This is a genomic window from Azospirillum sp. B21 (assembly GCF_008364825.1).
Taxonomy (GTDB): domain Bacteria; phylum Pseudomonadota; class Alphaproteobacteria; order Azospirillales; family Azospirillaceae; genus Azospirillum.
Genome location: NZ_VTTO01000003.1, coordinates 562953 through 577431, shown reverse-complemented (window position 1 = coordinate 577431; position 14479 = coordinate 562953). Strand labels below are relative to the sequence as shown.

Annotated in this window: 9 protein-coding genes; 5 read left to right on the top strand and 4 right to left on the bottom strand. The window is 67.4% G+C overall.

Annotated features, from left to right (window positions below; translation table 11 throughout):
* Window positions 1-64 precede the first annotated feature (64 nt).
* Complete coding sequence (locus tag FZ983_RS10880) at window positions 65-844, top strand: SDR family oxidoreductase (RefSeq protein WP_149223560.1); 780 nt, start codon at window positions 65-67, stop codon at window positions 842-844.
* An 85-nt stretch (window positions 845-929) separates the two neighbouring features.
* Here the strand turns inward: FZ983_RS10880 and FZ983_RS10875 are convergent, their stop codons facing one another.
* Both FZ983_RS10875 and FZ983_RS10870 read right to left on the bottom strand, forming a co-directional pair.
* The gene (locus tag FZ983_RS10875; RefSeq protein ID WP_149223559.1) at window positions 930-1781 is read right to left on the bottom strand and encodes a lysozyme inhibitor LprI family protein; all 852 of its coding nucleotides are present in this window, start codon (window positions 1779-1781) and stop codon (window positions 930-932) included.
* 34 nt (window positions 1782-1815) lie between these two features.
* A complete protein-coding gene (locus tag FZ983_RS10870) occupies window positions 1816-2703 on the bottom strand; it encodes a hypothetical protein (RefSeq protein WP_247883709.1) in 888 nt (295 codons plus the stop codon).
* A gap of 291 nt (window positions 2704-2994) precedes the next feature.
* On the opposite strand from FZ983_RS10870, the gene FZ983_RS10865 reads away from it, so the two are divergent.
* The 4 genes from FZ983_RS10865 (at window position 2995) to FZ983_RS10850 (ending at window position 12337) form a co-directional block, all read left to right on the top strand.
* Window positions 2995-6348, top strand: coding sequence for a transglutaminase family protein (locus FZ983_RS10865; protein WP_149223558.1), 3354 nt, complete (start codon window positions 2995-2997; stop codon window positions 6346-6348).
* A 184-nt stretch (window positions 6349-6532) separates the two neighbouring features.
* Complete coding sequence (locus FZ983_RS10860; protein ID WP_149223557.1) at window positions 6533-8572, top strand: di-heme-cytochrome C peroxidase; 2040 nt, start codon at window positions 6533-6535, stop codon at window positions 8570-8572.
* A gap of 224 nt (window positions 8573-8796) precedes the next feature.
* Window positions 8797-11406 carry a circularly permuted type 2 ATP-grasp protein gene (locus FZ983_RS10855; protein ID WP_247883708.1) on the top strand — a complete coding sequence of 870 codons (2610 nt, stop codon included), beginning with the start codon at window positions 8797-8799 and terminating at the stop codon, window positions 11404-11406.
* A gap of 4 nt (window positions 11407-11410) precedes the next feature.
* Window positions 11411-12337 (top strand): transglutaminase family protein, encoded by a 927-nt coding sequence (locus FZ983_RS10850; protein ID WP_149223556.1) that lies wholly within the window; start codon window positions 11411-11413, stop codon window positions 12335-12337.
* 29 nt (window positions 12338-12366) lie between these two features.
* On the opposite strand, the gene FZ983_RS10845 is transcribed toward FZ983_RS10850, so the two are convergent.
* A complete protein-coding gene (locus FZ983_RS10845) occupies window positions 12367-12747 on the bottom strand; it encodes a response regulator (RefSeq protein ID WP_149223555.1) in 381 nt (126 codons plus the stop codon).
* Window positions 12740-14311, bottom strand: coding sequence for an ATP-binding protein (locus FZ983_RS10840; RefSeq protein ID WP_149223554.1), 1572 nt, complete (start codon window positions 14309-14311; stop codon window positions 12740-12742). Before FZ983_RS10840 ends, FZ983_RS10845 begins: the two co-directional genes overlap by 8 nt.
* Between the last annotated feature and the right edge of the window lie 168 nt (window positions 14312-14479).

The following is a 14479-nucleotide window of genomic DNA, read 5'->3' as shown; positions in this document are numbered from 1 at the left end:
ATTGGAACGCGCGTCCAGGCTTACCTTTGCGGGACAGAGCAATCCCGATCAGGAAGAACAATCCATGACCCCGTTCATCAGTCTCGAAGGAAAGCGAACGCTCATCACCTCGGGCACGCGCGGCGCGGGTGCGGCCACCATCGCGCTGTTTCGCGAACTCGGCGCCCGTGCACTGACCGCAGCCCGGTCCCGTCCGGACACGCTGGACGACGGGATGTTCGTCTCTGCGGACCTGACCACCGCGGAGGGGTGCGCCGCGCTCGCAGCGGCAGTGCGCGAGCGCCTGGGAGGAGTCGATGTCATCGTTCACATGCTGGGTGGCTCCTCCGCTCCGGCCGGCGGCTTCGCGGCGCTGAGCGATGCGGAGTGGGACAAGGAGCTCGATCTCAATCTGATGCCAGCCATCCGGCTCGACCGCGAACTCGTACCGGCGATGGTGGCGCAGGGTCATGGCGTGGTCATCCATGTGACCTCCATCCAGCGCGCGCTGCCGTTGCCGGAATCGACGACCGCCTATGCCGCTGCGAAGGCAGCACTCTCGACCTACAGCAAAAGCCTGTCGAAGGAGGTCTCGCCCAAGGGCGTGCGCGTGGTGCGCGTTTCGCCCGGCTGGATCGAAACCGAGGCGTCGGTCCGGTTCGCCGAGCGGCTCGCGAAGGACGCCGGCACCGATTATGAAGGCGGCAAGCGGATCATCATGGACCGGCTCGGCGGCATCCCCATCGGCCGGCCATCCAAGCCGGACGATGTCGCCAACCTCATCGCTTTCCTCGCCTCCGATCGTGCCGGGACAATAACCGGCACCGAATACGTCATCGACGGCGGCACCATTCCCACCGTGTGAACGGCATGTCAGCCGGAATTGCCGGTACGAGCGTTTCCGCTCGCACCGACACATGCTCGCACCGACACATGTCAGCGGCAGCAGATCAACGGCAGCGGACGAATTCCGCCGCGAAGGTGGCGGGCGCCGCCATGCGCAGGATCAGCCGGTCGAAGCGCGCCGAGTCGGCGGGCAGCAGACGCAAGCTCGCCAGCGGCGCGGGTGCCGCCTCCGTGGCCCCTTCGGCAGGCGGCAGCGGCTGCACGGGCACCTCCTGCACCGGGTCGCCCTCGGCCGGCAACCGGCCGGTCAGCGGAAATTGGGGCACCCGCGGATCGACGGCGGTCAGGGTCCGGTCGGCGCCGATCTCCAGATAGGACGTGCGGCAATCGTCGATGGCAGTGCGGTCGTTCGGATCGGCCTTGGCCCAGCGCCCGTCCAAAGCCGCCAGCGTCGCCTTGCGGTTGATCGGCGGCACCGTCTTCTGCGGTGCCACGAACCGCGGCGCGGCTGCTCCGGTGACGGCCAAAGGCAGATCGGCGACAGGGCGCGACCGCGCCTGACGTTCAGCCTCCAGCGCCGCAGTACGCTGGCGGGTGACGCGGAGCAGGCAGTCGGTGCGGGACTTGGTCGCCTTGGCATCGGCAAGGTCGGCGGCGGTCACCGGGCAGGCATCGTCGCGTCGCGCCCGCCAGACGGTCTGGCCCGCCTCGATCGCCGCCCGCCCGGCGGCGTCGGTGGTTGCGCCCAGCGCCGCAAGCGCAGCCTCCATCGCCTCGCCCGCCGCCGCCAATCCGGCGTCGCGGCACAGCAGTTGCGCCGACGGCGTCTCCGCCGAATCGCAGTTTGCCGCCGCGGCCTCCGGAACCGGCGTCTCAGCCGGCGCTGGAGCCGCCGCCAGAACCGCAAGCATGGAGCTGGCGGCCAGCAGACCGCTCACCAGGGACAGCACACGCATGGCAGGAAACCTTGGGTAATGGTGAAGCTGGAGATCACGAAGCGGGGAAGGCTTCCAGCACGGCCTTGACCTGACGCTGGAAATCCTGGTCGGTGCGATAGCGCGTCACGACCGACTTGTCACGCTCCACGAAAAACAGCATGTCGTCGCGGCTGGGCAGCGCGCGCGGGTTCGGCTTCTCCAACAGCTCGCCGTTCCAATCGATCCGCGCCATGAAATAGACCGCACGGGCGAACAGCATGAACAGCTTGTTATCCGGCGCCAGCTTCTCCCGCCTCAGCAGTGCGAAGTAATAATAGTTCCGCCCATGGAAGTAGTTCGTATGGATCGCCTGCAGCGCCGCGAATTTTTCATCGGGGCTGTTGACCTTCTTGATTTGCTTCTCCAGCTTGAAGCCCGCGAAGAAATATTCCCGCGCCTCATGCTCGAAGGAAAAGGCGCTGCCCTTCATCAGGGCCATCTGCTCGCCATACCGCTTCAGCGCACGGGTCATCAGCAATTCGATGAACCGCCGCTCCACCGCCAGCGCGTCGGGGATGTTCGGAAGCATCTCGAACACATGGCGCAGATGATAGGGATGGCGCACGACGACGACCGGGACCGACAGCTTTTTCCGCTTCGCCGGCGCACGCTTTTCCGCCACCAGCGTCACGGCGGGCGACAGCGACGCCATGGTCGCCTGGATCGTATCGTGCAGCTTCCAGCGCAGCCGGGTTTCCGCCGATTGGCTGCCCAGGTTCATCCGGGCGAGGAAACGCTTCACCCGGCTGCCGAACGTCTCCTTCGGCAACTTGTGCGTCGGCAGGTTGGGCACGATCAGCGGGTTGCCCAGTATGTCCGCCGGCGGAGGCAGCGGCTTGAAATTGAAATATTTCCCGGTGACGACGCCCCGTCCGGCGCCGCCATTGCCCGCGTCGCCCATGCCACTTGCCCCACGGCTGCCGCCCAATATCGAAGAAGCCGCCACCGACACCATCCGGATGCGAGACCCCGCCGCAGCGATACCCCATTGGCTCAGGATATAAAGGGTAACGCGAACGGAAGAAAGCCGCAGCGCGCGTCACCGGCAACTTCGTGACTTTTTCGCAACTGCGGTAAGATCGGAGCTGGGCTGCCCTGTCGGGCCGGATTTATCGGTGTTACCGTTGCAACGGCGACCGCGGACCAAACCGGGGCGCGAACATCTTCGAACAGGCATGAGGCGGGGTTTTCCATGGCGATCCACGTCGCGCTGAATCACAAGACGATCTATCGCTACGACCGGCCGGTGTCCCTCGGCCCGCAGATCATCCGCCTGCGCCCGGCGCCCCATTGCCGGACGCCGATCCTCAGCTATTCGCTGAAGGTCACGCCGAAGCAGCATTTCCTGAACTGGCAGCAGGACCCGCAGTCCAACTTCCAGGCCCGCTTCGTCTTCCCGGAAAAGACGCGCGAGTTCATCGTCGAGGTCGATCTGGTCGCCGAAATCGCCGCGATCAATCCGTTCGATTTCTTCCTGGAGGAGAAGGCGAGCCACATCCCCTTCACCTACGACGACTGGCTGCAGCGCGAGCTGCGCCCCTATCTGGAAACGGAGGATCCGGGGCCGGAATTGGCCGCCTATCTCAAGGCCATCCCGCGCGAGAAGACGCCGACCATCAATTTCCTGGTCACGGTGAACCAGCAGCTGCAACAGGACATCGGCTACGTCATCCGGATGGAGCCGGGCATCCAGACCTGCGCGGAGACTCTGACCAAGCGCACCGGGTCCTGCCGCGATTCGGCCTGGCTGCTGGTGCAGATCCTGCGCAACCTCGGACTCGCCGCCCGTTTCGTCTCCGGCTACCTGATCCAGCTGACCGCCGACCAGAAGGCGCTCGATGGCCCGTCCGGTCCGGAAAGCGACTTCACCGACCTGCATGCCTGGACCGAGGTGTTCCTGCCCGGCGCCGGCTGGGTCGGGCTGGACCCCACCTCCGGCCTGCTGGCGGGCGAGGGGCACATTCCGCTGGCCTGCACACCCGACGCCTCTTCCGCCGCTCCCATCTCGGGCCTCGTCGACGAGGCGGAGGTGGAGTTCGGCCACGAAATGTCGGTCACCCGCATCTACGAGGCGCCGCGCGTCACCAAACCCTACACCGCGCAGCAATGGGCGGCGATCGAAGCGCTGGGTCACCGGGTGGACGAAGACCTGAAGGCCGAGGACGTCCGCCTCACCATGGGCGGGGAGCCGACCTTCGTCTCCATCGACGACATGGACGGCGCCGAGTGGAACACCACCGCGCTGGGGCCGCAAAAGCGCAAGATGGCCGCCGACCTGATCCACCGGCTGATGGCCCGCTTTGCCCCCGGCGGCCTGCTGCATTTCGGTCAGGGCAAATGGTATCCCGGCGAATCGCTGCCGCGCTGGGCGATGACGCTCTACTGGCGCCGCGATGGCGAGGCTCTGTGGTCCAACAGCGATCTGCTGGCGCGCGAGGACACCGATTACGGCCACACCGCCCAGGATGCCGGCGTGTTCCTGATGGCGCTGGCAAAAAGGCTGGGCCTCGACCCGAACCTCGTGCTCGGCGCCTATGAGGACCCCTGGCATTACCTGCGCAAGGAGTCGCAGCTTCCGGTCAATGTCGATCCGCTGAACAGCAGGCTTGACGACAAGGAGGAGCGGGAGCGGCTGACCCGCGTCTTCACCCGCGGGCTGGCAGAGCCGGTGGGCTTCGTCATGCCGATCAACCGCCGCATGACCCAGCAGGGGCCGGTCTGGCTTTCCAGCACATGGCCGCTGCGCCAGGAGAAGCTGCTGCTGATCCCAGGCGACAGCCCGGTCGGCTACCGCCTGCCGCTGGGCTCGCTGCCCTGGGTGTCGAAGTCCGACTATCCCTATGCCTGGGAAACCGACCCATTCGAGGATCGCGGCCCGCTCCCCCCTCACCCGGTGCAGCGCCGGCAGGAGATCCGCGGTGCCGTCCAGGAATCCGACCGCGGCGTCCACACCGACAAGCGGATCGCCCAGCGCCAGCGCATCATGGCGGAGATCCGCGACGAACTGCCGGAAGAAGGCAAGTCGGCCTGGTGGGTGGTGCGCACCGCCCTGAGCTGCGAGGCGCGCAACGGCCGCCTGCACCTGTTCATGCCGCCGATGAGCACGCTGGAAGACTATCTGGCGATGCTTGCGGAGATCGAGGCAACGGCGGTCGAACTTGAGATGCCGGTGGTCATCGAAGGCTACCAGCCGCCGAAGGACCCGCGCCTGAACTCGCTGGCCGTCACCCCAGATCCCGGCGTGATCGAGGTGAACATCCACCCGGCCCACAGCTGGGACGATCTGGTGCGCAACACCATCGCCCTGTACGAGGATGCGCGCCAGTCCCGCCTGGGGGCGGAGAAGTTCATGATCGACGGGCGCCATTGCGGCACCGGCGGCGGCAACCATGTGGTGATGGGCGGCGCGACCGCGGCCGACAGCCCCTTCCTGCGCCGGCCCGACCTGCTGCGCAGCCTGATCACCTATTGGCAGAACCACCCTTCCCTGTCCTACGTCTTCTCCGGCCTGTTCATCGGCCCGACCAGCCAGGCCCCGCGCGTGGACGAGGCCCGCGACGACCAGCTCTATGAGCTGGAGATCGCCTTCAACCAGATCGATCAGACGGCGGCCGGCGGCAATTGCCCGCCCTGGCTGGTCGACCGGGTGCTGCGCAACCTGCTGGTCGACGTGCAGGGAAACACCCACCGGGCGGAGTTCTGCATCGACAAGCTCTACTCGCCGGACAGCTCCACCGGGCGTCTCGGTCTCGTCGAGTTCCGCGCCTTCGAGATGCCGCCGCATGCGGAGATGAGCCTGACCCAGCAGCTTCTGATGCGGGCGCTGGTCGCGCGCTTCTGGAAGCACCCCTACAAGGGCCGGCTGGTGCGCTGGGGCACCGACCTGCACGACCGCTTCATGCTGCCGCATTTCGTCCAGCAGGACATGGCCGACGTGCTGCAGGATCTGCGCGACCACGGTTATCCGCTGGAAGACGGCTGGTTCGCACCGCACTTCAACTTCCGCTTCCCGGTATACGGCCATGTCAGCCAGCGCGGCATCACCATGGAACTGCGGATGGCGCTGGAGCCCTGGCATGTCCTGGGCGAGGAGCCGGGCGGCGGCGGCACGGTGCGCTATGTCGACAGCTCGGTGGAGCGGGTGCAGGTGCGCGTCAGCGGTCTGATCGACGCCCGCCACGTCATCACCTGCAACGGCCGGCGCGTGCCGCTGATCCCGACCGGGGTGGAGGGCGAGTTCGTCGGCGGCGTGCGATACCGCGCGTGGCAGCCGCCCTCCTGCCTGCATCCGACGATCCCCGTCCACACCCCGCTGATCTTCGACATCCTCGACAGCTGGGCCGGCCGGTCGATCGGCGGCTGCACCTATCACGTCATGCATCCGGGCGGCCGCAACTACGAAACCTTCCCGGTCAACGCCAACGAGGCGGAAGGGCGCCGTCTGGCCCGCTTCTTCCCCTTCGGCCATACCCCCGGCCCGATGGACATCCCGGCGGAGGAACGCAATCCGCAATTCCCGATGACGCTGGATCTGCGGCGGGGGTAGGTCTCCACCCCCCTCGCGTGCAACCGTTCCCCTCCTCCGCGGGGAGAGGGAACGGTTGCATGACCATCGAGACATCAACTTTTCAGCGTCATAACGCGATAGCATTTCGCGCGCATATATTATCGGTATTACCCTCTTCGGTCGAAGGCCCATGCGCCACGCCACCGAGAAGGGAACAATGGGGATGAAAGCTCCCGTCTACGCGACCCTGGCCGCCACCGCGCTGCTGCTCGCCTCCTGCGCCGAACCGCCCAAGCCGCCCCGCCCCGTGCCGGTCAAGCCGCCGACCGAGGTCAACGGCCTGTGGTATCTGGACCAGGGTTGGTCGCAGGAAGCCCGCCAGTGGTACTACACCACCACCCAGGGCTCGCAGATCATGCGCTATGACTGGTTCATGGCGCTGGAGGATCCGCAGACCAAGCAGCCCTTCGTCAAGAGCATCACCCGCTACGGCTATCCGGCCAACACGTCGGCCAGTTGGAACCCCGACCTGCTGCCCGTCGGCTTCGTCAAGGACACCGATCCCGACAAGACCGAGTGGTTCGGCATGACCTGCGCCGCCTGCCACACCGGCGACGTGACGGTGAACGGCAAGACCATGCGCATCGACGGCGCGGTCACCACCGGCGACCTCTATGGCTTCATCAGCGGGCTGAGCAACGCTGTCCACACCACCGTGACCAGCGACGCCGCCTTCCAGCCCTTCGCCACGCGTGTGCTGGGCGCCAACGCCACCGACCAGCAGAAGCTGGCGCTGTACAACGCACTGAAGGATTTCGACCGGTCCTTCGGCGAATTCGTCGCGGCCAGCACCCCCGACACGCCCTGGGGGCCGATGCGCACCGACGCCTTCGGCATGATCTTCAACCGCGTGTCGGCGATCGACCTGAACCTGCCGAAGAACAACCGCGCGCCGAACGCCCCGGTCAGCTATCCCTACCTGTGGGATGCGCCGCACCAGCCGCGGGTGCAGTGGAACGGCCTGCTGCCGAACGCCACCGCCTTCGACGCGCTGGGCCGCAATGCCGGCGAGGTGCTGGGCGTGTTCGGCAAGGTGACGCTGAAGCCGCCGGCCGACGCCGCGCACTACTATTACAAGTCCACGGTCCGCGGCCGCAATCTGGTCGACATGGAAAACCAGCTGCGCAAGCTGCGGTCGCCCGTGTGGCCGGACAGCCTCGCCGGCAACGTCGACATCGTCAAGGCCGCGGCCGGCGAGCCGATCTACAAGGAAAACTGCGAGAGCTGCCACGCCATCCTGCCGCGCGGCGAGACCTACACCACCGCCCCCATCCAGATGGTGCCGCTGTTCAACTGGGCGCAGCCGGACAACGCCAAGGCGGTGATCGCGGCCTTCGGCACCATCTGCACCAAGGGCGTCGATGCCGCCGTCGCCGCCAAGATGATCACCGTCAACTACGACGCCGATCCGAAGATGGCGGTCGATGCGCTGTGCCGTCAGGTCGACACCGGGGCGATCGCCAACGTCGCCATGCCGCCGCAACTCCTCGGCGGCAAGCCGCTGAAGAACCCGGACCTCGCCGCCAACCTGCTGTCAAACGCGGTGATCGGTGCCATCCTCGGCGATCTGGTGCGCGAACCGGGCCTGCTGCTCGACCTGCTGAAGGGCGACGACGCCCCGGCGCCGTGGCTGACCGCCAGCGCCCCCGCCGGCTGGTCGCCGGAATCCCAGGCCAAGGGCGGCACGCTGGACACCACGCCCTTCGTGAAGCCGGGCGCCAAGCAGACGGCCGACCACCAGAAGGTGATCGCCGCCCTGACCGGCCGTGGCCAGACCAAGCCGACCGTCGGCGCCGTCCCGGCCGGCGGCAGCGCGGCGAAGGCCGCCGCCGCTCCCGCCAAGGCGTCCACCTCCGGCAGCGCCACCGCCGACGAGGAAGCCCTGGCCGGCACCATCAAGATGCTGCTGGCCTACAAGGCCCGTCCGCTGGACGGCGTGTGGGCGACGGCACCCTACATGCACAACGGGTCGGTCCCCAACCTGTATGAGATGCTGCTGCCGGCGTCCCAGCGGTCGGCGACCTTCCGCATGGGCAGCACCTCCATCGACCCGGTCAAGGTCGGCGTGGACTCCTCGGCGGCGGGCGCCACCTTCGTCTATGACACGACGAAGCCCGGCAACCGCAACACCGGCCACGAGTTCGGCGCCGGCCTGACCGACGCGCAGCGCTGGCAGCTGCTGGAATACCTGAAGACGCTCTGATCTTCGGCGTTTCTTCGCAACGTCCGGAAAGCCGGAGCGTCGCCTCACGCGCCGCTCCGGCTTTTTCCGTTTCGGAGACGGGCCGTCCGATCGATCCGTCGACGAAAGGACCGGCACGGATTGTTTCCACTTTCGGATTGGTTCACCGGCCGCCAGCCTTGCATCGCAGCACGCAGACGTTCAGACTGTTGCTCCGTTCATAGGCAAAAAGCATCAGACAGACCTTGTCCCAGCCCGATCAGCCCTTCCGCGCGCCGGCGTCCGCGGTCCCGTCGGGGATGCCGCCGGTTCCCTTCACGCAGGGATCGCTGTTCGGCGAGGCCGATGCCATCGGTTATGGCTCCGGCCAGGTCTATGACGAGATGGTGACCGGCCAGGGGCGGCTGCGGCCGCACTGGCAGACCTTCATGAGCACGCTGGGGCCGCTCGACGCCGGACAGATGGCCGAACGGTGGGAGGAGGCGCGGCGGCTGCTGCACCAGAACGGCGTCACCTACAACATCTACGGCGATCCCAACGGGATGGAGCGGCCCTGGCCGCTCGACATGATGCCGCTGCTGCTACCGGCGCATGAATGGAAGGCCATCGAATCGGGACTGATCCAGCGCGCCTCGCTGCTGAACGCCATCCTGACCGACCTCTACGGGCCGCAGACCCTGACACGCTACGGTCGACTGCCGCCGTCGGTGATCCATGCCGACCCTGGATTCCGCCGCGCCGTCCACGGCATCCGCGTGCCCAACGATGTCCATCTTCATTTCTATGCCGTCGACCTCGCCCGCGCGCCGGATGGGCGCTGGTGGGTGCTGTCCGACCGCACCCAGGCGCCGAGCGGCAGCGGCTATGCGCTGGAAAACCGCGCGGTCATCGCAAAAGTGCTGCCCGACAGCTTCCGCCATTGCCAGGTGGAACGGCTGACCGGTTTCTTCGACACCTTCAAGGAAACGCTGCTGTCCCTCGCCCCCAGGGGCAACGGCGCCCGCGGCCTGCCGCGCGTGGTCCTGCTGACCCCCGGCCCCTACAACGAGACCTATTTCGAGCATGTCTATCTCGCCCGCTACCTCGGCTTGACCCTGGTCGAGGGGGCGGACCTGACGGTGCGTGACCGGACCGTGTTCCTGAAGACCCTGTCGGGGCTGGAACAGGTGGACGTGATCCTGCGCCGGCTCGACGCCGACTTCGCCGATCCGCTCGAACTGCGGGCCGACAGCTCGCTGGGCGTGGCCGGGCTGATCGAGGCGGTGCGCGCCGGCAATGTGGTGATGGCGAACGCGCTGGGCTCCGGCCTGATGGAATCGATGGCGATGAAGTCGTCGCTGCCGACGCTCTGCCGCCATCTGCTGGGGGAGGAGCTGCGGCTGCCCGGCGTCGCCAGCTGGTGGTGCGGCAACGATGCGGAGCGCGCCTACGTCATCGACCATCTCGACGGGCTGGTCGTCAAGCCGGCCTTCCCCTCCCTGTCCTTCGAGCCGATCTTCGGCGCCCAGCTGTCGGCCGCTGAGCGGTCGGCGCTGATCGAGCGGATCAAGCGCCGTCCCTGGTATTTCGTGGCGCAGGAACAGATGGCGCTGTCCACCGCCCCCGTCTGGCAGGATGGCCGGCTGCAGCCGCGCCCGCTGGTTCTGCGCGTCTTCCTCTGCGCCACCCCCAGCGGCGGCTATGCCGTCATGCCCGGCGGACTGACCCGCGTGTCCAGCGAATCCGGCCGGCTGGTGGTGTCGATGCAGAGCGGCGGCGGCAGCAAGGACACCTGGATTCTGGCGCCGCGGCGCGCCGACGTCGCTTCCACCCAGCCGCGGCCGGCCCTGGCGACGGAGCCGACGGCCAGCGGCGCCCGTCCGTCCGCCAACGACCTGCCCAGCCGCGTCGCCGATGGCCTCTATTGGCTCGGCCGCTATGCGGAACGGGCGGAGGGAGCGTTGCGCCTGCTGCGCGCGACGCAGAGCCGGCTGATCGACAGCAACATGCCCGGCGCCACCCTGCAGCTCCGCCCGCTGCTCGACCTGCTCTGCTCTCTCGGAATGATCCCGGCTGACATGGCGCAGGTGACGGAAAGCGGCGCCAACCGCGGCCTGCGCGAGGCGCTGCACGCGGCGGTGAACGATCCGGACCATCCCAACAGCCTGCGCGCCCAGGTTCTGCGCCTGCACCGCACCGCCTATTCGGTGCGCGACCGTCTGTCGATGGACATGTGGCGGGTGGTGTCGGCCATCGACCGCCAGACCCTGCCGCCGAAGGGACGGATGGACGCGGCGTCGCTCCTGCTGCGGCTGGACGACGTGATGATCACGCTGGCCGCCTTCTCCGGCCTGGAGCAGGAAAGCATGACCCGCGGCGCCGGCTGGCGCTTCCTCGACATCGGACGGCGCATCGAACGGTCCCTGTACATGATCGCGCTGATGCGCGGTGTCCATGTCGCCGACCTGGATCGCCTGGACGAGCCGATGCAGGCGGCCACCCTGGCGGTCCTGCTGGAGTTGGGCGAGAGCGTGATGACCTATCGCGCCCGCCATCTGACCAGCGTCCAGCGCAGTTCCGTGCTGGACCTGCTGCTGTGCGAGGAGGCCAACCCCCGTGCGCTGGCTTTCCAGCTGGCGGCATTGGACCGGCATATGCGGGCTTTGCCCAGCCAGGGCGTGGGCACCGGCACCGACCCCACCGGCGGGGCGCTGGCCATCGTTGCCGCCGCGCGCAACGGGCTGGAGCGGACCGGCGCGCTCGCCTCCGGCGAGGCGCTGCGGGCGCTGCTGGACACGCTGGCGATGTCGCTGCCGGACGTGTCGAACTTTCTGGCCCATGCCTATTTCAGCCATGCCTTCGCACGATCGGCCTGACCCGATGACCCCTCCCACTCCGCTTCCCGGCAGCAGCGGTTCCGCCACCCGCTACCGCGTGCGCCACGCCACCGCCTACGATTATGGCGAGGATGTGCCGATCTCCCACCACCTGCTGCACCTGACCGCCCGGCCGCACCCGCGCCAGCGCATCCGGCGCAGTCTGCTGACCATCGATCCCGTCCCGGCGGTGCGGTCGGACCGGGTGGATTACTTCGGGAACACCGTCACCTATGTCGCCGTGCAGGAGCCGCACCGGACCTTCTCGGTCATCGCGGAAAGCGAGGTCGAGGTGTTCGAGCCGCCGGCATTGGCGCCGGACGACTCAGCCCCGTGGGAGCATGTGCGCGACAGCTTGCGCGGCCTGTCCGGCCCGGATGACGGCGCGGAGATCACGCAATACTGCTTCGACAGCGCACTCGTCGCCTCCAGCCCGGAGCTGCTGGACTATGCGCGGGTCAGCTATACCCCCGGCCGTCCAGTGGTCGCGGCGGCCATCGACCTGATGAACCGCATCAATCGGGAGTTCGCCTTCGACCCCGCCGCGACGACGGTCGCCACGCCGCTGGCGGCGGTGATGCGCAACCGCCGCGGCGTCTGCCAGGATTTCGCCCACATCGCCGTCGGCTGCGTCCGTGCCATGGGCCTGCCGGCCCGCTATGTGTCGGGATACCTGCGCACCCTGCCCCCGCCGGGCCGGCCGCGGCTGGTGGGCGCGGACGTCAGCCATGCCTGGGCATCGGTGTGGTGCGGGGCAGCCGCCGGCTGGCTGGATATCTGCCCGACCAACGCCTGCGTCGCCAACAGAGACTTCATCACCATCGCCTGGGGCCGCGATTACGACGACGTCAGCCCGGCCCGCGGCGTTCTGGTCGGCGGCGCCGGCCACGGCCTGTCCGTCAGCGTCGACGTCGAACCGCTGGAAGACTGAGCCGCGCCGCCGGTCACCGCCGTCCTGCCTTAAGCCTCCAGCGGCAGGCCGAGCATGCGGTGCAGCGTCTCGCAGATGATGCGCGGGTTCACCGGCTTGCTGAGGATCTCCAGCGGCTTCCAGCGCTCATGCTTCAGGTCGCTGTCCTCCGTCAGATAGCCGGTCATCACCACCACCGGCAATGCAGCATCCCGGTCGCGGATTTCGCGAATCAGGGTCTGGCCGTCCATGCGCGGCATGCGCAGGTCGGTCACCAGCGCATGCACCTGCTCACGGCCGTAGCGTTCCAGCGCTTCCGCCCCGTTGGCGGCGACGGTCACGCGGAAGCCCTTGAGCGACAGGAAATCCTCCAGCGCCATTGCGGCGAGAACCTCGTCCTCCGCGATCAGGATGTGTAACGGATCAGGCATGCGACAGCTCCCTGTCGGAGGAGGAAACCGGCTGGCTGGGCAAGGTTATGGTAAAGCGGACGCCACGGCGCCCCCCCTCCAGATCGACGTTGCGGGCATCGATGCGGCCGCCCATGCCGTCGATGATGCCGTAGCCGATCGACAGGCCAAGTCCCGACCCCTTGCCGACCTCCTTGGTCGTAAAGAAGGGGTCGAAGATCTGGGGCAGAACCGACGGATCGATGCCGCCGCCGTCGTCGGTCACCTGTATGGCGACGTTCTGACCATCCCGGTCGTCGCTGACAGCCACCATGATGCGTCCCGCCTCCCGGTCCGTTGCACGAAGCGCGATGATAGCATCGCGAGCGTTCGAGAAAAGGTTGAGAATCACCTGTTCCAATTCAAGTGGACGCCCGGTTACCGGTAGTTGCGCCGACGTGGCACTCTCTATGATCTCGATATCCTCCAACGCATACTGGTGGCGCACCAGTTCCACGGCACTCTGAACGCAACGGGCGGGGGTGAAGGCCTGCATGCCGCCGCCGTCCCGACGGCCGAAGGTGCGGACATGGTCGATCAGCTTGGCCATGCGGTCGGTCTGCTCGATCACCAGAGTCAGCGACCGTTCGGCACGCTGGGGCTCCAGCAGATTGTCGCGCAGGCGGGACAGCATGTTCTCCGTCCACAACCGGATGACGTTCAGCGGCTGGCTCATCTCATGCGCCATGCCGGCGGCCAACGTGCCCAAGGTCGCCAGCTTGGATGTCTGGACCACCTCCGCCTGCAGGCGCTTGCGCTCGGTCACGTCGCGGCCGCTGCCAAGGATCTGAACGACGCGGCCGGCGGCATCCTTCACCGGAACCAGCATGGTATGGAAGACCCGCTGACCCACCGGCAGGTCCAGAGTCTCTTCGTAATCGATGCTCTCGCCGCCGTCCCGGCAGGCCACATAGCGGGAGATGACAGAAGCCGCGGCCTCCGGCGCCAGCGCGTCGCGGACGCGGCGGTCGCGCAGCCGTTCCGGATCCAGGCCGGTGGCCCGTGCCAGCGCCGGGTTGATCGCCTCATAGGCGAAGTCGCCGTCGGGCAGGACCTGGACGATGAACAATGCCTCGGCCAGATTGTTGAAAAAGCTGGAATATCGCATCTCCATCTGGCGACGGATGGTGATCTCCTGCTCCAGCGCCCGGTTGGTCGCCTCCAGCTGCTTGGGGCTCGGCAGAGCCAGAAGGCGCGGCATCAGCCACCATAGCGCCGCCGCGGTCCCCAGCGACGCCAGGGCGGTGACCGCCTTGACCAGCCCCTCCAGCACGTAATCGGGGCTCCAAAGGGTCCATACCATCAGGAAATGGGTGCTCCCGCAGGCGATGATGAACAGGGCGAACAGAAGCGCCATCCACCCGAATTCGACGTCGCGCCGGCGCATGACGAAATAGGTCAGCGCCACCGGGATGGAGAAATAGGACAGGCCGATCAGCATGTCCGAAGCGACATGCAGCGCCAGAATGTCGGGCCGCCACAGCAGGCAGACGCCATGCGGAACAAAGCCGCTGGTGTCCAGAAGTTCGTCTAATCCCAACGCCATGACCGCCTCATTTCCGACCCTGTCCGTCCGACGGAGGCCATTGATTACGTGTCGAAACTGTTAAGCGCACCCGCACACGTTCCGACACCGGACCGACGCCGTCAAGCGGTCCGTCCAGCTGGGAAGTCCGGTACGTATTTCAGTGGGTAAAAGGGAGCCCGCCCCAGG